This is a genomic window from Parabacteroides sp. AF19-14 (assembly GCF_003635485.1).
GTDB lineage: Bacteria > Bacteroidota > Bacteroidia > Bacteroidales > Tannerellaceae > Parabacteroides > Parabacteroides distasonis.
The window spans coordinates 1-22,233 of record NZ_QTMJ01000037.1 but is presented as its reverse complement, the minus strand read 5'-3'; the positions used below and the strand labels follow the sequence as shown (position 1 = coordinate 22,233).

Sequence of the window (22,233 nt, the reverse complement as noted above, 5' to 3'; positions counted from 1 at the left end):
AGACGCAAGCCTCCGCGGAGATCGTAACGGAAGAATTACGCTTGATCGAACGATTCTTCCTCTCGATCAAATGGATCGTGAAGGAAGGATTTTAAAGTCGCTAGGGTCCATCATGCACCTTGTTTAGAACTATTATAGTTTAATAGCTGTACTGTTAAAACTAAAAACTTATATTTGCATGTTGATAAATAAGAGGGCGGGTGATTGTCCTGCCCTTACAGTGCAATGATTTAGATTATGTTAAAGCAACAGTTACAACAAAAGTTACAGCAAAAGCTATCCCCTCAGCAGATACAGTTGATACGGCTTCTGGAGCTTCCCGCGATCGAGTTGGAAGAACGTGTGAAGCATGAGCTGGAAGATAACCCTGCCTTGGAGGAAGGAAAAGAGCCTGTTGATGATTTTGAACGTACTGAAAGCGAGGAGGGGGGGGAAGAGATTCCTTCTGTTGATACTGAGACCGACCTTTCTTTGGGAGATTATTTAACGGAAGACGATATACCGGATTATAAGCTACGGGAAATGACCGAGCGTGCGGAACGGAAAGAGGATGTCCCCTTCTCCGTAAGCCAATCCTTGAATGAGTTTCTGTTACAGCAGCTCGGGTTAAGGGATTTACCGGATAAGCAAATGAAAATAGCGGAGTATATCATTGGAAATATCGATGATGACGGTTATTTGAGACGGGACCTTTCGGCGATAGCGGACGATTTGATTTTCCAAGCCGGACAAGAGGTGGATGAGAAGGAGATCGAGTCTATCTTGAATATCATCCAAGATTTTGAGCCTGCCGGGGTAGGTGCCCGTGACTTGAAAGAATGTCTGTTGATCCAGCTGGATAAGAAGGAGAATACTTCGGTTACAAATTTGGCGATTCGTGTTTTGACCGAATATTTCGAGGAGTTCACCCGCAAACATTATGATAAGATCTTACGAGGTCTCGATATCGATGAGGAAACGTTAAAGAAGGTCATTCACGAGATTACTATGTTAAATCCGAAACCCGGAAGTAGTTGGGGTGGTTCTATGGAAGTGGCGATGAGCCAGATCATCCCGGATTTCGTGGTGGAAGCGCATAATGGAGAGCTTATCTTGAGCATGAATAACCGGGGGGTACCGGATATGCGTATCAACCGGGAGTATGCCGAGATGTTTCAGGATTATACGGCGAATAAGGCGAACCAAACCGCTGAGAGGCGGGATGCCGTACAGTTCGTGAAACAAAAGTTGGATTCCGCCCAGTGGTTCATCGACGCTATCAAGCAACGTAATGAGACCTTGCAGCGTACCATGGAGGCGATTATCTATTTACAACGGGACTTTTTCCTGACAGGCGATGAGGCTACCCTCCATCCCATGATCTTGAAAGACGTAGCGGAGCGTGCGGGATATGATATCTCCACTATTTCCCGGGTAAGTAACAGTAAATATGTGCAAACGAATTTCGGTATTTATCCGTTGAAATACTTTTTCTCCGAGTCTATGCAGACCGATACCGGTGAGGAGATCTCGACCCGTGAGGTGAAAAAGATCATGAAAGAACATGTAGATGCCGAAGATAAACGAAAACCGTTGACCGATGAGGAGTTGGCTACGATCCTGAAAGAAAAAGGGTATGTCATCGCCCGGCGTACGGTAGCGAAATACAGGGAGCAACTGGGGATTCCGGTAGCTCGTCTGAGAAAAGAAATATAAAAGCGTATGAAACTATTCTCGAATATAATATCCTTCGTGTTCCATCCGTTGCTTATGGTAACCTATGGGATCGTGTTGGCGTTGATGTTTACATTTCTCGCCATTTACCCGTTACCTGTGAAGCTGCTGATTGCTGGAGGCACCTTTATTTCGACAGCGATAGTTCCCGGGCTTTTCATCTTCTTATTGGTGAAAAATGGCGCGGCCGGCGATATAGAGCTTTCCGACCGAAAGGAGCGGGTGGTTCCTTATCTGATTTTTATCACTTCCATCTTGGTATGTATCTTTTTCCTGTATAAGATGCTGATGCCGTTTTGGCTGTTAGCGATGTTGATCGGGGCTTGCGTAGCCTTGGTAGTCGCCTTATGCGTCAACTTCGCTTGGAAGATTAGCGCGCATGCCATTGGTATCGGCGGGTTACTGGGCGGTATTATGGGAGTGGCGCGTATTCATATGATAAATCCCTATTGGGCCTTTATAGTCGTGTTGATCGTGGCCGGTTTATTAGGTACCTCGCGTATCTTTTTAAAAAGGCATACACCAATGCAGGTATATGCGGGGTTTTGTCTGGGATTTATATGTACCTTTGTAGCCTCATTAATGAGTTATATCTATTTATTCATCTAATAAAAACACTAAAATTATGAATTTTCCTGCAGATTTAAAGTACACAAAAGACCATGAGTGGATTCGTGTAGAAGGTGACGTAGCTTATGTTGGTATTACTGATTACGCTCAAGGTGAGCTAGGCGAGATCGTTTATGTAGACATCACGACAGAGGGGGAGACCGTCGCTCAAGAAGAGGTGTTCGGTACGATTGAAGCTGTTAAGACTGTTTCCGATCTTTTCATGCCGGTTAGCGGAGAGGTTTTGGAAGTAAACGCTGAATTGGAAGACGCTCCTGAATTGGTTAATGAAGACGCTTACGGTAAAGGTTGGTTAATCAAGATTTCTCTTACAAACGCTTCTGAGTTGGAGGAACTATTATCCGCTGAAGACTATCAAAAATTAATCGCTAAATAAGAATGACACCTGTTGTAAGTATTATCATGGGTAGTACCTCGGATCTACCCGTTATGGAGAAGGCGGCTAAGTTCTTGGATGAGATGGAGATCCCGTTCGAGATGCATGCTCTATCTGCGCACCGTACTCCCGCTGAGGTGGAGGCTTTCGCCAAAGGAGCTAAAGGACGTGGAATCAAGGTTATCATCGCCGCTGCCGGAATGGCCGCTCATCTTTGCGGTGTGATCGCTTCCATGACGACGGTTCCCGTGATCGGCGTGCCTATCAACTCTACGCTGGACGGTATGGATGCCTTGTTGGCTATCGTACAGATGCCTCCGGGAATCCCTGTGGCTACTGTCGGTATCAATGGCGCTTTGAACGCTGGTATCCTTGCGGTGCAGATGCTTGCCGTCGGCGACGAGCAACTTCAGGAGAAGCTATCCGCTTATAAGGAGGATTTAAAGAAGAAAATCGTGAAGGCTAACGAGGAGTTGGCTAAGGTTTCTTTTAAATACAAAACTAATTAATTGAAAATTGAAAGTTGAGAATTGAAAATTAAGGAGAAAGTCTCTCCTTAGTTCTCAATTCTCAACACTCATTTTCAATTTTCAATTCTCAATTTTCAATTAACAATGGCTTACTTTAATTACAACCGCCGTAAATCATCCGTTGCCCAAATCGGTGACACACCCATGGGAGGTGAGAATCCTATCCGTATTCAATCCATGGCTAATGTATCAACGATGGATACGGAGGCGGCGGTAGCTCAAGCGATCCGTATGATCGAGGCGGGAGCTGAGTATGTGCGTTTTACGGCACAGGGGGAACGGGAAGCCCGAAACTTGGGCGAGATTCGTAAACAATTGAATGAGCAAGGGTATACGACTCCTTTGGTCGCTGATATCCATTTTAATCCTAGAGCGGCTGATGCCGCCGCCGGTGAGGTGGAAAAGGTACGTATCAATCCGGGAAACTATGTAGATAAGGTAAAGACATTCAGCCATCTTGAATATACGGATGAGGAATATGCCGCCGAGATCGAGAAGATCCGTGAGCGGTTCGTCCCTTTCTTGAATATTTGTAAGGCACATGGCACCGCTATTCGTATCGGTGTGAATCATGGCTCGCTCTCCGATCGTATCATGAGCCGTTATGGTGATACGCCTGAGGGGATGGTAGCGAGTTGTATGGAGTTTCTCCGCATTTGCCGGGAGGAGAATTTCCCGGATGTGGTTATTTCGATTAAGGCTTCCAATACCGTTGTCATGGTAAGGACCGTGCGGTTGTTGGTTCGTACGATGGAGGCCGAGAATATGCATTACCCCTTGCACCTTGGGGTAACGGAGGCGGGTGACGGTGAGGACGGGCGTATCAAGAGCGCTGTCGGAATCGGTACGCTTCTATGTGACGGTATCGGCGATACGATCCGGGTTTCCTTGAGTGAGGACCCCGAGGCGGAAATGCCGGTAGCGCGTAAATTGGTGGATTATATTAGGGAACGGGAAAATCATCGTCCTATCGAGGCTTCCATGGCTCCCGGTTTCGATACGGTGGCGACAAGCCGTCGTATAAGCCGTGTGGTGGAGGGTATCGGAGGTACTTTCCCGCCGGTCGTGATCTCCGATCGCAGTAACGGGGATTTTGAGTTTGATTATTTGTCCTTGCCGGACTATATATATATAGGAAAGGAGGATCCGGATAATTTGCCGGATAATTTCCGTTTATTGGTAGACGCTCATTTCTGGAAAGAGCGTCCGAATGCTTTTCCTTGCTTCATCGCCTCGGAGGCGGAGGAGTTAAAGGATTACGATTGTCCGCTTAAGTTTATCCGTCTGACGTATATGGATCTTACGGATCGTATGTTGGAGATCTTGAAAGCGGATAAGACCGTGGTGGTCTTATTAAGTACGCATCATCGGAATGGGGTTGGCTCGCAACGTGCGGCTATGCATAAATTACTGATGGCGGGTTGTGACGTGCCGGTTGTCTTGCATCGTGATTTCCGGGAGACGGATGTGGAGTTGTTGCAACTGAAATCCGCCGCCGATTTCGGTACGCTTTTGCTGGATGGTTTCGGGGATGGCTTGATGCTGCATAATGAGGGATGCGAGGCGGTTGTCTCGGATCGCTGTATGTTTGGAATCTTGCAGGCTACAAGAACCCGTATCAGTAAGACGGAATATATCTCTTGTCCGAGTTGCGGACGTACCTTGTACGACCTGCAAACAACGATCGCCCGTATCAAGGAGGCTACTTCCCATTTAAAAGGCTTGAAGATCGGTATCATGGGCTGTATCGTAAACGGCCCCGGCGAGATGGCCGATGCCGACTATGGTTATGTGGGTGCCGGACGTGGACAAATCAGCCTGTATAAAGGTAAGGAATGTGTTCTCAAAAATATCCCCGAGGAAGACGCTGTAGAACGTTTAGTTCAGTTAATAAAAGAGAACGGGGATTGGGTTAATTAGTTAATTCATTACCTTTGTGGAGATCAAGGATTAGAACCTATTAAGAAGTATGACAGTAAATGAATTGAAATATGTATATATAGAGGAAACCATGAGTGCCTTAGGTAATGAGGAGCTTATGGAAGCGATTCTTGATGCCGTAAGAAAAGTAAAAGTAAGGTTTCAAGAAAGACAAGAGGTTTCTGATAGTTTGTTTGGAGATGTACCGGCATTACCTCATTCGATCGCTCAATTGAAAGAAAGTCTAGGGAGGGCTGAAGAGGATCGTGTCGCTGGACGTTTTACCCCGAGCGAGAAAGTCTTTCAAGAGCTAAGAAATGAATATCCGTTCTTATGCAAGTAGTTTGGCTTGATGAGGCTAAGGTGTTGTTTAAGGAAGCGATATCGTTTGGTTTTCTTGCTTTTGGGGAAAAGGCCGTGATTCGTTTTGTGGACGAAGTGCAGAGAACAAATGAGCGGCTGTCTGTTTTCCCTCGTTTAGGTAAGATTGAACCTGCTTTGAGAGGGCTTGAACGAGAGTATCGCAGTTTGGTTGTTCATAAGAATTATAAGGTTATTTATTATATAGATGATGATATGGTCTTTATCGCTTCGTTTTGGAGCACTCGGTGTAATCCGAATAGTCTCCGTTCGGGAATAAAGAAAATAAGATAATATATGAAAGTAAGAATTATCAATAAATCGCATCACCCGCTACCGGGTTATGCGACTCCTTTATCTGCCGGGATGGATATCCGGGCGAATTTGTCGGAATCGGTTGTGTTGAAACCGTTGGAACGTAAATTAATCCCGACCGGACTTTATATCTCGCTGCCGGAAGGCTATGAGGCCCAGATGCGTCCTCGTAGCGGGCTGGCTTTAAAGCATGGGATAACCCTGCTGAATACGCCGGGTACGATCGACGCCGATTATCGGGGGGAGATCGGTATCATTCTCGTGAATCTATCTTCCGAGCCTTTTACGGTGAATGATGGTGAGCGTATCTGCCAAATGGTTATAGCCGCTCATAGCCATGTGGATTGGGAGCCCGTGGAGACGTTGGATGATACCGAGCGGGGAGCCGGGGGATTCGGTCATACCGGAAAAGAATAAGAATAATAAGGTTAACAAGAATAATAGGATGTTTAAGCAACTGATATATCTCATCTCTTTCCTCTCGTTGGTCGCTGTGCTCCCGGCTGGTGCTACAGAAACGGAGAAGGATCAACGTAAATTCGATTACTTCTTTTATGAGGGCTTGAACTTGAAGAACGCCGGGAAATTCGACGCCGCTTATGATGCCTTCAACCATTGCTTGGAGATTGACTCTACGGCGGCTCCGGTCTTGTATGAGCTTTCTTCTTTTTATGTACAGTTGAACCGTCCGGAGAAAGCGGTCGAGATGTTGAAAAGTGCCGTGGCCAACAGCAAGGATAATTTCACGTATAAAATGGCATTGGCGTCTATCACCCGGAATCTGGGTATGTATGGCGAAGCCGCCGAGGAGTACGAGGAATTGGTTCGTGATTATCCGGAGAAGGAGGAGCTGAATTATTATCTGGCCGATGCCTTGACGCAAGCCGGCGAGATCGGGAAAGCGATCGAGGCTTATGACGCGTTGGAGTCGGTTATGGGTATGAACGAGGCGATCTCCATGCAGAAATACAAACTGTACGTCCAGTTGGAGAAACCGGAAGAGGCTTTCAAGGAGATCGAGAAGCTTGCGGCTAAATATCCTATGGAGGCCCGTTACCAGATCGTATTGGGCGATCTTCATTTGGAAAACGGGGAGATGGACAAGGCTTTGGCTTGCTATCAAAAAGCGAATGAGATTGATCCGACCGACCCTTATTATATCGTCTCTATGGCCAATTACTACGAGGCGAAAGGGGATAAGGAGGCCGCCGAGCAACAAATCCGCAGCGCTTTGGTAAACGAGAAGCTGGACGTGGAGACGAAAGTGAACATCCTTTCCCGGTATATCTTGAAACTGCAACAAACGAAGCAAGGAACTGAGAACGCAAACCATTTATTCCAAACTCTTTTGGAGCAACATCCGGAGGATATCGACTTAAAACTGATGTATGGCGGTCTCTTGATGGCCCAAGGAAAGACAGAAGAGGCGAAATTCCAGTTCCAGTTGGTAACAGAGATGGAACCGGGTAACGCCGGGGCTTGGCAGCAATTGCTGAATCTGGCTTTGAAAGGGGAGGATATCCCGGAGGTCATCCGTATTTGTACGGCTTGCAGGGAGCTTTTCCCCGAGTCGCCGGAATATTACTTTTATCTGGGTATCGCTTACTACCAACAACAGAAATATCAAGAAGCCTTGAATACCTATTATGCGGGCTTGAATATCATTCCGAAGGAGAACCTGCCGCTGAAATCGGATTTCTACGGCCAGATCGGTGATATTTATTACCAGATGGGGCAATTGGATCAAGCTTATAAAGCGTACGATGAGGCGTTGAAGTATAATGACAAGAACGTGGTCGTACTGAACAACTACAGTTACTTCCTTTCTTTGGAGAAGAAAGACTTGAAAAAGGCGGAGCGTATGAGCGCCCAATGTATCAAGCTGGAACCGGACAACGCCACGTATCTGGATACCTACGCTTGGATCTTCTTCGTACAAGGAAACTATACCTTGGCGAAAATCTATATCGAGAGCGCTTTGGAGAAAGATAAGACAAAGAGCGCCGAACTCGTGGATCATTATGGGGACATCCTTTTCATGAACGGTGATAAGGAAAAAGCGGTGGAGCAATGGAAAAAGGCGAAAGAGATGGGGAAGGATTCCGAGATCTTGAACCGTAAGATCGCCGAGCAACAATATATAGAAGACGAGAACGCGAAATGAAAAGAGACTATTTCTTGACCTTCCTGTTATGTGGAGGTCTTTTACTTTCGATGTTGACAGGCTGTAAATCGTCCAAGAAAGTCGGGACGGTGGAATCCGCTAGCGTGAAGGCTCATAATGAGTTCTTCCAGTCGGTGGAGGATCAATCCTTCCAGTTTCGTACCTTAACAGCCCGTTTGAACGTGGATCTGGATATCCCCGGTAAGCAAATGAGCTCGAGGGTGGATATGAAGATGGTCAAGGATAGTGCTTTCCAACTGTCGGTACAACCTTTTCTCGGGATCGAGATCTTCCGTATCGAGTTGAGCCGGGATACGATCAAAGTGGTAGACCGCATGAATAAACGCTATATGATCGAGAATTATTCCAATTTGCAAGGGCAGACTCCGATCGAGTTCAACTTCTATAATTTGCAGGCTCTTTTCACGAATCATCTGTTTATTCCGGGGGAGCAAGGTGTTTCCCGCAAGCACTATAATCGTTTTAAGTTGAATCAAGAAGGTCCGGTTGCCGAGATCAAGACAAAGGATGCCATGGGGCTTTTCTATACCTTTAAGGCGGATGGCGAGGAGAAACTTCTCTCTACCTATGTGACAGACCCTTCCGATCGCTATGCCTTGCAATGGCTGTACGAGGATTTTCGTTTGGTGGACCGGCAGCCGTTCCCGATGTTGATGGATGTGCAGGTGTTGAAGAACGGGAATCCCGAGGGTGGGGTGAAGATCCATTACTCCCGTATCCAACTGGACGAGCCGCTCAAGTTGGATTTTTCGGTTCCTTCTAAATATAAACGTATTACCTTTGCGCAAGTATTGAAAACGATTACGAATCTGAATCAATAATCTATCATGAGGTACGTCTGGATCGTTCTATTGGCATTGTCTTTATCTACCGTGGTTTACGGTCAGAAATCCGCCGCTGTCCGTCAGTTGGAGCAGCAGCGCAAGGAGGCGTTGGCCGATATCGAGGAGACGAATAAATTATTACAAGAGACGGCCCAGACTGCTAAAACTTCCCTGAACCGTTTGAATCTACTCTCCAAACAAATTCTTTCCCGTAAGAAAGTCATCAGTTTATTGAATCAAGAGCTGGATGAGATCGAGAAAGATATCTTGAATATCCAAGGCCAGTTGCGCGCCTTAAAACGGGAACTGGGCGATAAGCAGACGAATTACGGTAAATCGATGCGAGGGCTTTATAAACGCCATAGTTCGCAAGATAAATTGTTGTTTATCCTATCCGCCGAGAGTTTCTCTCAATCCATGCGGCGTATGCGGTATTTGCGGGAATACGCGGATTGGCAGAAGCGACAAGCGAATGATATCATTGAAAAGCAGGCTGAGATCAGTAGCAAGCAGGCCGAGATGGAGAAGACCCGTGCCGAGAAGCGTGCTCTTTTAGGGACTCGTCAGGAAGAGAGTAAGAAATTAGAAAGCGAGGAAGCTTCTCAGAAAGAGGAAGTCCAGCTATTGAATAAGAGACAAAAGGATTTGAAGGCGGATCTCCAAAAGAAGCGTCGTCAAGCCGAGGCTTTAAACCGACAGATAGAGAAGCAGATCGCGGAGGAGATCGCCCGTGCCGAGGCTGAGGCGAAAGCCGCCCGTGAACGTGCCGAACGTGAGCGCCGTGCCCGTGAACAAGCCGCCGCAAAGGGTAAACCCGTACCGGAAAGTAAGAACGAGCCGATCCGTGAGGAACGTGTGGCGGATACGAAAGGGGGCTATGCGATGACAAAATCGGAGAAGCAATTGTCCGATAACTTCGCCAATAACCGGGGACGTTTGCCGTATCCGGTGGCCGGAAGACATACGATCGTCGCTACATTCGGCGAGCAACAGCATCAGGAGTTGAAATATGTTCGTACCAGCAATAGCGGTATCGATATCCAGACCTCACCCGGGGCGGATGCCCGTGCGGTATTTAATGGGGAGGTTACACGTGTGTTCGTGGTGCCGGGGTACAATAATTCCGTAATCGTTCGTCATGGTAACTACTTGACGGTTTATAGCAATCTGAGTCAGGTCTATGTAAAAGCGGGCGACCGGGTCTCTACCCGTCAAGCGATCGGAAGGATCTATTCAGACCCGGAGGACGGTAACTCCACGATCCTCCATTTCCAGTTGTGGAAGGAAAAGACGAAGCTGAATCCCCAGCCTTGGTTGGAATAAAAGCAGTTGTGATATGTTAAAACTATGATGGGCATTGTAAGGCTGTTACGATGCCTGTTGTAAAGATGCTAGAATGCCCATTGTAACAACCTTATAATGCCTATTGTAATTTTCTCGTTTAACGCTCGTTCAATACGTTGTATAACCCATTCAGGTCATCGGCACCTACCAAGTCTACGCCTTCTTTGATGAAGAAGCGTTTGAACTGCTCGGTATCCGGGGCGCCCCACCAACGGAATAGTTTTCCCTCATCGTGGACTTTCCGGATGATCTCACGCATCTTCTGTAGTTGGTCGGCGGGCATCTCACCTTCGCCTTTCCATGTGAAGAAATCGGAGTAATTATCGCTTATGACCGGAGCGAGGGAAGCAGGGATGCCCTGTCCCAGATCCTTTATTTGTCCGTCGAGGAAGGTGAAGCGGCTGTTCTCTTTCGGCAGGCTGTTCTTCGGACGGTCGCCGGAAAGGAAGAAGAGGACGGCACCTTCTTTATATTCGCCGTTATCGACGGAACAGAAATATTCCTTGTAAGGTTCCATCTGTTTCTTTAATAGCTTGTACATCTCTTCGCCTTGTGCCTTGCAATCCACCATCAGGTAGAAAGGACGATCGCTATCGGGATAGACCTTACCTCCATTCGCTTGTATGCGGGCCACGAGCGGCTTGAGGTATAGGTTCTCGAAGGTAATGGCCGGATTGGGTTCCGGGCGGTCATGGGAAACGTATAGCTCGTCATCGATCAGCCACAGATCGGCCTCCACGCAGTTGAAGCGGAAGGACAAGGCGTCCAGCAGAGGTCTCTCCCGCCAGTAATCATTGTGCGAGAAGGCGTTGTAATGAATTGCGGAGGAGGCTTTCTGAATCGTCTGCTCCGTGGTTGTCTCCGCCACTTGAACTGTGTCCGATCCCTTCGGGGAGGAGCAAGCCGTACAGAGGGCGAGGGAGGTGATAAATAAGGATAGAATCTGTTTCATATACTAATTGTTTTTTGAGTCTAGTTGTAGAGACGGGGCACGCCCCGTCTCTACAACTGGATGTTTGATGGATTTACTGTTTTATATGGTTCGCGTGCCGGGTTTTACGTTAGCCGTCTTCTGTTTGTCGCCCCAAAGGACGGTTAGTTCCAAGGGGACGTCGCTGGTAATTTCTACCTGCGGCTCTTGGGTAGCGGAAGAACGGGCCTTGACTTTGATCGCTACCAGACCGTCGAGGCCGAAAGGATAACGGTCGATACCATAAGCCTCCGTCAAGTTCACGTCTACGGTCAATTTCTTCTCGTACACATTGGAGCGGATGCCGAAGATTTGCTCGATCAAGCCGGAGATCGGTGCCAGTCCGCCCCAGCCCACGAAATTCGGGCGAGCCATGAAGCCCGGCTCCTCATGCTCCGGAGCGTAGTATTCCCAGAACGTACCGGTATTCTTATACACCTTTAGGACGTTATCGTAATGGTTGCGTGCGATCTCGTAAGCCAATTTACGGTAGCCTTGTTGCAATAGGCCGGTAATCACCATATAATTCGCTCCCGGCCATACGCCACCCTGCCAGTAGCGGCCGTTATCCTTGTATTTAGGATGGTTGGCGGCAAGGGAAGGGACGCGGTGCAGGCGGTTGAATGTCTCCTTGTTATCCAGCTCGGCCACGAAAGCGTCCATGCGTTCCTTGGATAGGACATCGGTCAATAAGGCCCAGTATGCGTAGATTCCCTTGGTGGAGGAAAGGCTTCCGTCGGCGTATTGATCGAAAAGGAAATGCTCCTTCTCGTCCCATAGGTTCTCGTTGATATACTTCTTTAGCATCTTCTGCTCGTCCTCGAACTCCTCGATCTCCTGCCAACGCTCCAGATAGAAACCCATCTCAAGCAGATGCCCGGCGGTGAAGTATTGTTGCAAGCAAACGTCCAGCCAGATCATATGGCCGTGGCTGTATATCGGATTGTATTTCGGTTCCACCCGGGGCATGTTGTCCATGCCGGTACCCCAACCGCTGGTCCAATACGTACCGTTGCGCCACGTATGGTTTAGCTTCAACCATTTATAATAAGCGCAAAGGGCGGGGAATATCTTGTGTAGGCGGTCCATATCGCCGAACTGCTTATAATAGACGATCTCGCTCCAAGGGAGGATATTCGGTCCGGTGCTGGTCGGATCGTAACGCTCGAAACAGTCCGCTCCGTCCGCCTTGATCTCCCGGCAGATGAAACCGTCCGGATGTTGTTTGGCGTAAAAATTATCTAACGTACGTTGGAAGGGGAAGAAGCGGGTACCGAAACGGGCGAACATCATCATGAAGGCGGAGTCCCACATGAAGATATTGCCGTTGTAGGCGACATCGAGGTAACTGCATACGAAACCGGAATCTGGTTCAGGGGCCTTGATGTTGCCGATGCCGATTTGCCAAGCCTTCCAGTACATCTCGATTTCCTTCTCGTGTCCGCTCCAAGTCGGGTCCGGGAGGATTTGCTTGGCCTCCTCGAAGGTTCCGGGCGTGATGGTCTCCGGTCTCGCTGTCCGGAACTCATTCTCGGTCACGAAGGGTTCCTTCAGGTAGGTGTTCTTGTAAGGAAGATTGTACTTGGGTCGTTTCTCTTCCATTTTCTCTTGCGCTAAAAGGTTCCCGGCGGGAACGGAGGCCGCACCTGCTGCGAGAAGGGATTGCTTTAAGAAGTTTCGTCTTGTTGTCATTCCTTATGATATTTTTATTGGGGGAGAGAGGGAGAAGGTGCGCCTCAGTCGGTGAACACGGTCCTCCCGGTCGGGTACCGTAGTACTGCTAGTCAAGTACTGCTGTCCTCTCAGCCAAAGTACTGCGGTACTTGGGCAGGGGTACTGCGGTACCCGACCGGGAGGATTGCGGTACTTGACTAGCGGGATAGCGGCCTGTTATACTCTCCATCGGATGAATACTGTTTGATTATAGATTCAGGAGCTTTTTGATCTTCCAGAAGATATCCGTATTCTCGAAGATACCCGTGAAGTTCTCGGCGCCCGGGCCGAAAGCGTAAACGGGAACCATGACACCGCTGTGGCTACCGGTGGAGAATTTACAGACGATACGGCCCTCGTTCAGATCCCCGTCCACCAAGGTAAGGCCACCGGTCTCGTGATCGGCAGTTACGACAACCAATGTCTCACCGTCTTGGGCGGCCCATTCGAAGATACGTCCGATCGTACGGTCGAAATCATGTGTCTCTTGCATCAACAGGTCGATATCGTTGAAATGTCCGTAATCATCCAATTGGGAGCCCTCTACCATCAGGAAGAAACCTTCCGGGTTTTGTCCCAGCAGATCGATCGCTTTCATCGAGGCACGAGCCAAGAGATCGCCTCGCTCGGCGGGAAGCGGGGTATCTACGGTATCGGTAACGCAGAATACCTTGCCTTTTTGAATTTTCGCCAGTTCCTCCCAGCTACGGGGAGTCTGGTAACCTTTCTCCCTTAATTCCTTGAACAAATCGCGACCGTCCGCACGGTTCTCGAATAGCTTGGAGCCGCCGCCGAATACGTAATCGACGCCACAGTTCACGTAATCCGCTACGATCTCGGCCTCGGCGTCGCGATCCGTATTGTGGCAGCAGAAGTCGGCGGGCGTAGCGTCCCATAGGCGACAGGTAACGGCGATGCCGCTTGACAGGCCTTTCTTGTTCGCCAAGGTAGCCAGAGATTCCAAGGGTTTGCCTGCCGGGTCTACGCCTACCATATGGTAGTTCGTTTTATGGCCGGTGGCCAGTGCGGTACCTCCGGCTCCGGAGTCGGTGATGAGGCGGTTGGCGCAATAGGTTTTCGAGAGGCCGGTGTATTGGGAGTTGTCCAGCCAGAGCTTACCCCGGTTGGCGGTCCAAGCGGAGTACATGTGCATAAGGCTCATGCCGTCGCCGATCATGAGGATCACGTTCTTTATTTTCTTTCCGGTAGGAGGGACTAGTTTCTTGACCTCGTAAGGTTTCTCTAGTACATACGTTTGTTCTTTGTCTCGGCGACTTTGTGCCGCGGCCTCCGGAACGATCATGCCGGATAGCAGGATGGCTAAGGCGGATAGCACGGATAGAGTTGTTCTTCTCATATGATTCAGTATTTAATATTATCAATTTATATAAAGGTTCTCTGTTGGGATCGCGTCTAGTTTGGACATGCTTGGCGTACGCCAGCTCCAGCCTAGGTACTCACCCTCGTAATCCTCGAAATAATGCAAGGCGAAGGGGTGGTAGCCTTTTTGTAAGGGGATGCGTCCCGTCGCGTCGATGGCGGCGTGGGAGGCATCATTGTCCACTACCTTTTCTTTGCCGATATAGAGGACGCTACCGTCATCCGAGCGGGTACTGAACTCATAGACTCCATCTTCTGGGGCGTATATATATCCGGTGAAGATATAACCGAAATGATCCGGCAATTTAGCGTTCAGGATGGAAGGCTCAGGTATTGTTCCGGTCTCGACCACCTTCGCCTTTTGCAGATCGGCTACCCATTGGAACTCTCCTTCGTAATAAGTATAAGCTACCCCATGCTTCGTAGGCTGTATGGATAATGCGGGGCGTAATACGGCTTTTGTCGCTTGGATCGAGTACGTACGGCTGGGTACGAATCCCTTTTTATATCCTTTGGCCTTGATGATCGTGGTCTCTTTTAAGACGAATGGCTCGCTGTATACCGGAGCGTTCTCATCCGGTTCCGATCCGTCAAGCGTGTAATGGATAACCGCCTCGGGTGTCGTGGATTTTAGTTCCGCCGTAATCTCACCTTCAAATAAATCCAGATCATTCGCTATGTAAGGGATAGAGACGGTAGGTTGCTCCGTATAGGAATAGGGAGCGTACTCGGGAGCGGTTCCCCAACGCTTGTCCGGTGTCGCCGAGAGCGTAAAGTCCAGTGTACCTCCTTGCATCAACTGGTCGTATGTGATATAGCAATGCTTAATCTCTTTTCCATTCAGCGATACGCTCGTGATGTATTTATTCTTTTCCGATTGGTTTGCCGTGATCGTAAGTATCTTTCCGTTTCCGAGTTTCACGGTCGCTTTGTCAAAAAGCGGCGTAGTCAGGATAAACTGGTTGCTACCCGGACAAACGGAGTAGAAACCAAGGCTGCTCAACAGGTACCAAGCGGACATCTGCCCGCAATCCTCGTTGCCGATAATCCCCTCGGGAGTCGGCTGGTACATCTCGTCCAGCAAGCGACGGGTCCATTCCTGTGTCTTCCAAGGCTGGCCCACATAGCTATATAGGTAAGCCATGTGGTGGCTAGGCTCGTTGCCATGCGCGTATTGACCGACCAATCCGGTAACGTCTACCAGATCGCCGACTACCTCGGAGGTAACCATAAATAAGCTATCCAGATCAGCGATGAACGCCTCCCGGCCTCCGAACAACTGGGTCAATCCATATACGTCATGCGGGGTAAAGAAACGATATTGCCAGGCCGTAGCCTCCGTATAGGAACGTCCGATGGCGAATGGATCGAAAGGAGTCTCCCAATTCCCATCCTGCCGTTTGCCCCGGAAGAACCGGGTACTACCGTCGAATACGTTGATGAAATTCTGGGAGCGCTTGATGAAGGTCTCATAATCATCCATATGTCCTAAAGCTTTCGCCATTTGTGCGATACACCAATCATCGTAGGCAAATTCCAATAGGCAGGAAACCGATTCTTTCTTGATATTCGTCGGGATGAAGCCTTCCTTTATATAATAATCCGCTCCTTTCTTATTCTTCTCAGCGGAGATCTTCATCGCTTCGAGAGCGTGTTCTGCGTCATATCCGCGAATACCTTTTAAATAAGCGTCCGCTATAATCGATGTGGAGTGATAACCGATCATGGTCCCGGTCTCGCCTGCCGATAAGGGCCATAACGGAAGCTCGCCGCTGGCGTCGTACATATCCAAGAGAGACTGTACCATATCATTCACCAAGGTAGTATCCAACAGAGTCATCATCGGATGCCAGGCCCGGAAGGTGTCCCAAGTGGAAAAGGTGGAGAATTGGCGGCGACCTGCCGGGATCGTCGCTACGCTCATGTCGTGACGGCGGTATTGTCCGTTCACGTCGCTCGCTATATTCGGGATGATCTTGCTATGGTATAGCGCCGTATAGAAATTCGTGCGCTCGGCTTCGGTGCCTCCTTCTACCGTGATAACGTCCAGCTCTTTTTCCCAATCGGAGCGTGTCGCTTGATGGATGGCATCGAAATCAAAGCCATAGGAATCCGTCTCTTGCTCAAGGTTCAGACGGGCGTTCTCCTCATTTACGATCGATACCCCGACTTTGCAGACGATGGGTTTTCCGGTAGTCGTATCGAAGGTAAGTACGGCTTGCCGTTCGGAAGGCTGTTCCATGGAAGAGAACGGTTGCGAGAACTGCGCTACAAAGAAGACATATTGATTGTCTACCCAGCCCCGGGTACGCCGCATACCGGTAAGCTCGTTATCCCCGGTTCGCTTCACCCAGCCCTCGTACATATATTCGTTATCCAATAAATGGTCCATATCGACCACCAACGTAGCCTCTGTCTCTTTTTTATAGGTATATCGGTGTATCCCGACATGCGGGGTCGTGGTAAGTTCCGCTAATACACCTGCCTCCTTGAGATTCACCGAGTAGTAGCCCGGGGAAGCCTTCTCGTCCGAGTGCGAGAACGCTAAAGGTGTCTGGAGTGACGGACGGAATAGGATATCGCCTAGGTCGATACATCCCGTACCGCTTAAATGGGTATGGGAGAAACCCATTAAGGTAGAATCGCTGTAATGATAGCCAGAACAAGCGTCCCAATTACCTTTCCGGGTGTCCGGGCTTAGTTGGACCGCTCCGTAGGGAGCCGTGGCCCCGGGATACGTGTGTCCGTGAAATCCCGTGCCGATAAACGGATCCACGGAATCGATGGGGGATTGTGGAGCTTGGCTACAGGCCGTGAATAAGGCTATTATTCCTGTACACAAGCAAGAAGAAAGAGTTTGAATTAATCTCATGGTATATTTTTTGTTTAATATATAGTATACAATTGGCAAAGGTAAACTACCTATTTGAGATATGCGTTTTTACCCGGTAGAAAATAACACGGGCTGTTTCATTTTCTGAGACAGCCCGTAATGAATCTTATTCGTACCTTGATCGGTTTAAAGGAGCCGGTTAATATCCCTCGTTCTGCTTCAATTGACCATTCGATTTAGTAATCTCTTCACTAGGATACGGGAATACCATCATATGCGCTTGATAGGCGTTTTTGTTGGTGTAATCTTCGTAACCAATAATCGTGAACGCGGATTCCGGATTCGCCCGGTCTTCATATCTTCGGATACGTGGATGTGCGTTCAACTCTTTATCGGCCAATGTCTTTATGTCGGTATTGGAAGAACGGTTCCAACGCTTTAAGTCGAATAGATGGTCTGTAAACTCAAAAGCTAATTCACAACGGCGTTCGTGATATAGATCCTTCATCGTGGCGGTACCGGTAAGCGGTGTCAAGTTTGAGCGTAGGCGGATACGGTTGATATCTGCGGTTGCTTTATCGGCTTGACCTGTCATTAAATATGCCTCGGCACGGAACAATAACATTTCTGCGAAACGGATGATCGGGAAATTGACACGGACCGTAGGCCAGTCTCCGTTAGCACTCACGGCTCCTTCACCTACAGGGTCTGAGTATTTGAAAGCGTCCATGTATTTATTGATCATGAAACCAGCTTCAAGGTCGGAGGTAGACCAGAATTTGCGTGTCTCGCCGAAGAACGGGAACTCTTGGTTGTATTCCAAGATTGAGCGTACTAAACGGTCATTACCTTTACCATCTTTCGCCATTTCTTCGTAGATGTCGTAAGAGGGCTTCATCTGCCCCCAACCATTATATTTGCCCCATCCTTTGTTCTCAAGGATAATGCCCGGGAATTCGGTACCGCCCGGTAGTGCGCCGCCGATACTCGGAATAGTCCAGAGATATTCGGCATTCCAATAATCTTTCAAGTCAGACGAGAATAGTTCCGCGAATGTAGGAGCTAGATCTCGATTGTAGTTGTTCTCCAATTGATTGACCATCTCGATGACGTTGTTCCATTGGGTAGCATCCCAAGTAGCCCAGTAAGCATAAGTTTTCGCTTTGAACGCCACGGCAGCAGCCTGATGTGCCCGGCCCCGGTTGTCGGCGTCATAGGATTCGAAGTTTGGAAGGTAGGCGATTGCCTTGTCCATATCTTCGATGATCAGTTTATAATTGTCCATAACGGTAGCTTGCTGAGGCGGTATGGAGTTGTCGTAATCGTCGGGGAAGTCCTCGTAACGTACGAAAGGTACTCCTTGTTTATCCGTACCGTACCGATAAGCGATCAGATAATGTGCCCAGCCGCGACTGAAGTAAGCTTCGCCCAAGCTGCGTTTCTCGACGGCGGTCAGCGTCGTTCCCTTTTCTTTCTTCACTAATTCTTGGATGATCCAATTCGCACGGGACATAGTAGAATACATACGGCTGAATACATCTCTTAGAGGAGATTCATCACCAGTATAGGCTAAGGTCGCCAAAGAGTTATAACCGCGTGTACGTCCCCAAACAATGTCGCATGCGGCTCCCTGTTCCCAGAATAATTCACGGCCGTAACAACCCTCTTGATGGAATCTTTCATATAATCCGTCAATGGCATCAATGGCCTGTTGATCATTCAAGAAATAGGAGGTTGTAGTTGCGTTTCCTTCCGGCTGAACGTCGAGGAAGTCGCTACAAGAACTACAAACCAATGCGGATAATGCTAATACTGTAATATATCTTTTCATTTTGATCCTTTGTTAATATGAATATCTTTTAAAATACCCGATTAGTATGTCAATTTGACTCCGACAGAGAATACGCGTGAAACCGGATACTTCAAGGCATCCCAACCGCCGGTTTCCGGGTCCATTCCTGAGTAGTTCGTGATCGTGAAGAGGTTCTCACCGCTAAGGTAAACAGACATCATGCTGTTGCGTTCTTGCAGGTGAGCGCATTTCCTGATAACATCACTCAAGTCATAGGATACGGTGAAGTTCTTCAAACGTAAGTAAGAAGCATTCTCCAGATACCAATCAGACGGTGTGCTAAAGTTGCTATTTGGGTCGTTTTTCGATAAGCGTGGAATATTCGACCCTGTATTCGACGGACTCCAAGCGTTCATGATCTCTTTTGAGCGGTTGAAGTTTCCTTCTACATCGCTTAAGGCCATATATTTACCTACATATAAAGCTTGTGCTCCACCTACGCCTTGGAACATAGCGCTTACGGAAAGCTTCTTCCAAGTGAATCCTCCGGAGAATGAGAATGTAGTTTTAGGTGTAGCGCTACCGCAGTATTGACGGTCTTCATCATTGATAACTCCATCACCATTGGCATCGACGAATTTCAAATCGCCGGCTACAGCGTCCGGTTGGATTCGTTTTCCGTCTTTGTTTACATAAGCGGCTGCCTCTGCGTCGCTTTGAAAAATGCCGTCAGTCTTGATCAGATAGAAAGAGGCCAGCGGTTCTCCTTCGGCTGTTTGATACATATATGGAAGGTTACGATAACTTCCATCGAAATATGCATCATTTTTGGTGATACCTGTCCAAACGCCCGGGGTTCCGTCTGCGTTCTTTACCCCAATATCAGAAACCCAGTTCTTTAGATAAGAGAAGTTTCCGGAAACGAAGTACGACCAATCTTTATTTACTTGTTGGTTCCAATTGATTTGTGCCTCGAAACCTCGGTTGCGGACTTCACCTTGATTGACTAACATGGCATCGATACCGATCGTTCCCGGCCAGTTCATCGTTTGCGACTGGATCAAGTTGAACGTGCGTTTGTCGAAATAGTCGAATGCCATGCTCAAGCGATTGTCGAACATGTTCACATCTAGGCCTAAGTCCCATTGCTCGGAAGTTTCCCATGTTAAGTTGGGATTTAATGCGGTAGAGTTATAGACGAAGTTTCCCCAAATCTTGTTCGATTCTACGCCGTACTGTGCCTGCTCCGACCAATAATTCTTACCTAATAAAGCTGATTTGTAATTGTAACCGATAGATCCTAGATTACCGACACGTCCCCAAGAAGCACGGATCTTCAATAAATTCAGTGTCTCGCTTTTCGGGAAGAAAGATTCATTAGAGATTTTCCATCCGGCTGTTACGGCAGGGAAGTCGCCATAGTTATTATCTTTAGGTAGACGGCCTGCGTAATCACGACGCCAAGAGGCTGTAACGAAGTAACGATCGTTGAAGGAATAAGCCAGACGGGCGATCAAGGATACGTTTGCGTCAGGACCGGTCAAATAATCGGTAGCGGAAACAGAATTCGCATAGGATAGATATTGTAAATAATCGGATTCGTCAGATAAATCTTTTCCATTAACCTCTAGCCCTCGCTTGCTGTAATGATCGGCCGTAGTGGATAGTAAGACACCCAGGGTGTGCATGTCATTAAACGTATTGTCGTAAGTCAATGTGTTTTCCGTTTTCCATGCGTCTGCACGGTAAGTCGTTTCATCCAGATTATTTGTCAAGGAGGGTTTTCCCACCTCGTCACGGATCGGACTGAAGTTCTTATATAGATTATTCTTCAGGTTGTAAGTGAAACGGCTCGTGAACTTTAAGCCGGTAACGATATTCGCTAGTTCCAGACTGGTCGTACTCCAGATGTCACTGGTTCGGTCATAGCGGTTTTCCGCCTCCAGCAAGCGAACCGGATTGACAGCGTCTCCGTGGATATCCGCGAAGTTGGAGCCATATTTGGCGATGTAATCCGGGTCTTCGGTCGTTGTTCCACCGTAAGTACCATCCAGCGGATTGTAAACCGTAGCGCTGGCAGGCATATACATAGCCGCTGCGACAACTCCCGTATAACCACTGTCGGTATCTTTTGAACGGCTTTCGTTGTTCTTCCAAACCACGTCTTCGGTGATGGTCACCCATTTATTCAATTTGAATTTACCGTTGTAACGAAGTGAAAGGTTCTTGTTGAAAGTATTGATCAATACACCTTCATCGTTATCGTAAGCAAATGAAACACGGTTGGAGGCATTCTCGGAACCAACATTCAAGGCTACGTTATGGCGTTGGTAGAAAGCGGTGCGGAAGATCTCGTCCATCCAGTTGGTACGTGTGGTACCTACCCATGGGTTCTTGGTCAAGTCCCAACCGGTCGGCAATGTAAGCCCCGCGTTTGCGTAAGATAGTTTTCGCATCTCGAGTTGCTCTTCCGCATTTAACGGCTCGATTACGTTGCTAGCTTTACGAACACCGAAAGTCGCGTCATAGCTCAACGAGGTCTTGCCCTCTTTCGCCTTCTTGGTGGTTACCAAGATAACACCGCCGGCTCCGGATTGCGCTCCATAGATAGCGGCAGAGGCAGCATCTTTTAAGACGACAATCGTCTCGATATCATTCATAGAGGCGATGGGTGCGCCGGGAACACCGTCAACAACCCATAATACGTTATCGCCATTCTGTGAGCCCTGTCCACGGATCACGATTGAGGGTGTAGCCGTTGGGTCTCCACCGTTCGCTTGTACGGTAACACCCGCTAACTGCCCTTGCAACATACTTTCGGTAGAGGTAACCGGACGGGCCACCAAGTCTTCCGTGTTGTTCAGCACGCCCACGGAAGCGGAGAGATCTTGTTTGCGTTGCCCCGCTCCATAACCGAGTACGACTACCTCATCCAATTTCTGCGTATCTTCTTCTAGGATGATGTTGAAGGTCGTTTTCCCGTTTATCGGGATACTTTGCGTCATATAACCGATATAACTGATCTCTAAGATAGCGTTTTCCGGAACTTCCAGTAGGAAATCTCCATCGAGCCCGGTGATTACTCCGTTTGTCGTCCCTTTTACGATCACGTTCGCGCCAATTACAGGAATCCCCGCCTGGTCTTTGACGATACCGGAAATCTGTTTCGTACTTTGTTGGTAGATGCTGGGACTCGGAAGTTCTAAGCCCGATGATTGCCCAAAGACGGGAGAAGCTTGAGCGGTTTGGGTACCTGCCACTATGCCACATAAAGACATCCCTACGCATAGATGCTTGACAGGGATGAAATCGGCTCACCCGATAAACCTGGGGGATTAAGCATACAGC

The 22,233-nt window shown here is 48.4% G+C and carries 17 protein-coding genes; 11 read left to right on the top strand and 6 right to left on the bottom strand.

Annotation, left to right across the window (positions count from 1 at the left end; translation table 11 throughout):
- Positions 1–237: 237 nt before the first annotated feature.
- From rpoN to DWX33_RS21565, 11 genes are all read left to right on the top strand, one after another.
- On the top strand, positions 238–1,695 hold the full coding sequence (rpoN, locus tag DWX33_RS21615) for an RNA polymerase factor sigma-54 (RefSeq protein WP_122381029.1): 1,458 nt from the start codon (positions 238–240) through the stop codon (positions 1,693–1,695).
- 6 nt (positions 1,696–1,701) lie between these two features.
- On the top strand, positions 1,702–2,322 hold the full coding sequence (locus tag DWX33_RS21610) for a hypothetical protein (protein WP_122381028.1): 621 nt from the start codon (positions 1,702–1,704) through the stop codon (positions 2,320–2,322).
- A 16-nt stretch (positions 2,323–2,338) separates the two neighbouring features.
- Positions 2,339–2,719: a glycine cleavage system protein GcvH gene (gene gcvH / locus DWX33_RS21605; RefSeq protein WP_122381027.1), complete on the top strand. Its 381-nt coding sequence runs from the start codon at positions 2,339–2,341 to the stop codon at positions 2,717–2,719.
- Between the two features lie 2 nt (positions 2,720–2,721).
- Entirely contained in the window at positions 2,722–3,228 is a 507-nt protein-coding gene (gene purE / locus DWX33_RS21600) for a 5-(carboxyamino)imidazole ribonucleotide mutase (protein ID WP_005860041.1), read from the top strand.
- 105 nt (positions 3,229–3,333) lie between these two features.
- Positions 3,334–5,169 carry a 4-hydroxy-3-methylbut-2-en-1-yl diphosphate synthase gene (locus tag DWX33_RS21595; protein ID WP_122381026.1) on the top strand — a complete coding sequence of 612 codons (1,836 nt, stop codon included), beginning with the start codon at positions 3,334–3,336 and terminating at the stop codon, positions 5,167–5,169.
- A gap of 49 nt (positions 5,170–5,218) precedes the next feature.
- The gene (locus DWX33_RS21590; protein ID WP_122381025.1) at positions 5,219–5,512 is read left to right on the top strand and encodes a hypothetical protein; all 294 of its coding nucleotides are present in this window, start codon (positions 5,219–5,221) and stop codon (positions 5,510–5,512) included.
- Positions 5,503–5,823: a type II toxin-antitoxin system RelE/ParE family toxin gene (locus tag DWX33_RS21585; protein ID WP_044545172.1), complete on the top strand. Its 321-nt coding sequence runs from the start codon at positions 5,503–5,505 to the stop codon at positions 5,821–5,823. The genes DWX33_RS21590 and DWX33_RS21585 overlap by 10 nt, the downstream gene beginning before the upstream one ends.
- A gap of 3 nt (positions 5,824–5,826) precedes the next feature.
- The gene (gene dut / locus DWX33_RS21580; RefSeq protein WP_005860037.1) at positions 5,827–6,261 is read left to right on the top strand and encodes a dUTP diphosphatase; all 435 of its coding nucleotides are present in this window, start codon (positions 5,827–5,829) and stop codon (positions 6,259–6,261) included.
- Between the two features lie 28 nt (positions 6,262–6,289).
- Entirely contained in the window at positions 6,290–8,008 is a 1,719-nt protein-coding gene (locus DWX33_RS21575; RefSeq protein WP_122381024.1) for a lipopolysaccharide assembly protein LapB, read from the top strand.
- A complete protein-coding gene (locus DWX33_RS21570) occupies positions 8,005–8,850 on the top strand; it encodes a DUF4292 domain-containing protein (protein WP_122381023.1) in 846 nt (281 codons plus the stop codon). Before DWX33_RS21575 ends, DWX33_RS21570 begins: the two co-directional genes overlap by 4 nt.
- Before the next feature lie 6 nt (positions 8,851–8,856).
- The gene (locus DWX33_RS21565; RefSeq protein WP_122381022.1) at positions 8,857–10,176 is read left to right on the top strand and encodes a murein hydrolase activator EnvC; all 1,320 of its coding nucleotides are present in this window, start codon (positions 8,857–8,859) and stop codon (positions 10,174–10,176) included.
- Between the two features lie 118 nt (positions 10,177–10,294).
- Here DWX33_RS21565 and DWX33_RS21560 read toward each other — a convergent pair whose 3' ends face one another.
- The 6 genes from DWX33_RS21560 to DWX33_RS21535 form a co-directional block, all read right to left on the bottom strand.
- Positions 10,295–11,149: a phosphatidylinositol-specific phospholipase C/glycerophosphodiester phosphodiesterase family protein gene (locus DWX33_RS21560; protein ID WP_122377532.1), complete on the bottom strand. Its 855-nt coding sequence runs from the start codon at positions 11,147–11,149 to the stop codon at positions 10,295–10,297.
- An 81-nt stretch (positions 11,150–11,230) separates the two neighbouring features.
- Positions 11,231–12,859, bottom strand: coding sequence for a trehalase family glycosidase (locus DWX33_RS21555; protein WP_122381021.1), 1,629 nt, complete (start codon positions 12,857–12,859; stop codon positions 11,231–11,233).
- 229 nt (positions 12,860–13,088) lie between these two features.
- Positions 13,089–14,237, bottom strand: coding sequence for an alkaline phosphatase (locus DWX33_RS21550; RefSeq protein WP_122381020.1), 1,149 nt, complete (start codon positions 14,235–14,237; stop codon positions 13,089–13,091).
- A 21-nt stretch (positions 14,238–14,258) separates the two neighbouring features.
- On the bottom strand, positions 14,259–17,132 hold the full coding sequence (locus DWX33_RS21545) for a GH92 family glycosyl hydrolase (protein ID WP_122381019.1): 2,874 nt from the start codon (positions 17,130–17,132) through the stop codon (positions 14,259–14,261).
- 160 nt (positions 17,133–17,292) lie between these two features.
- Complete coding sequence (locus DWX33_RS21540; protein ID WP_122381018.1) at positions 17,293–18,924, bottom strand: RagB/SusD family nutrient uptake outer membrane protein; 1,632 nt, start codon at positions 18,922–18,924, stop codon at positions 17,293–17,295.
- 41 nt (positions 18,925–18,965) lie between these two features.
- Positions 18,966–22,163 (bottom strand): TonB-dependent receptor, encoded by a 3,198-nt coding sequence (locus DWX33_RS21535; protein ID WP_199713354.1) that lies wholly within the window; start codon positions 22,161–22,163, stop codon positions 18,966–18,968.
- Positions 22,164–22,233 lie beyond the last annotated feature (70 nt).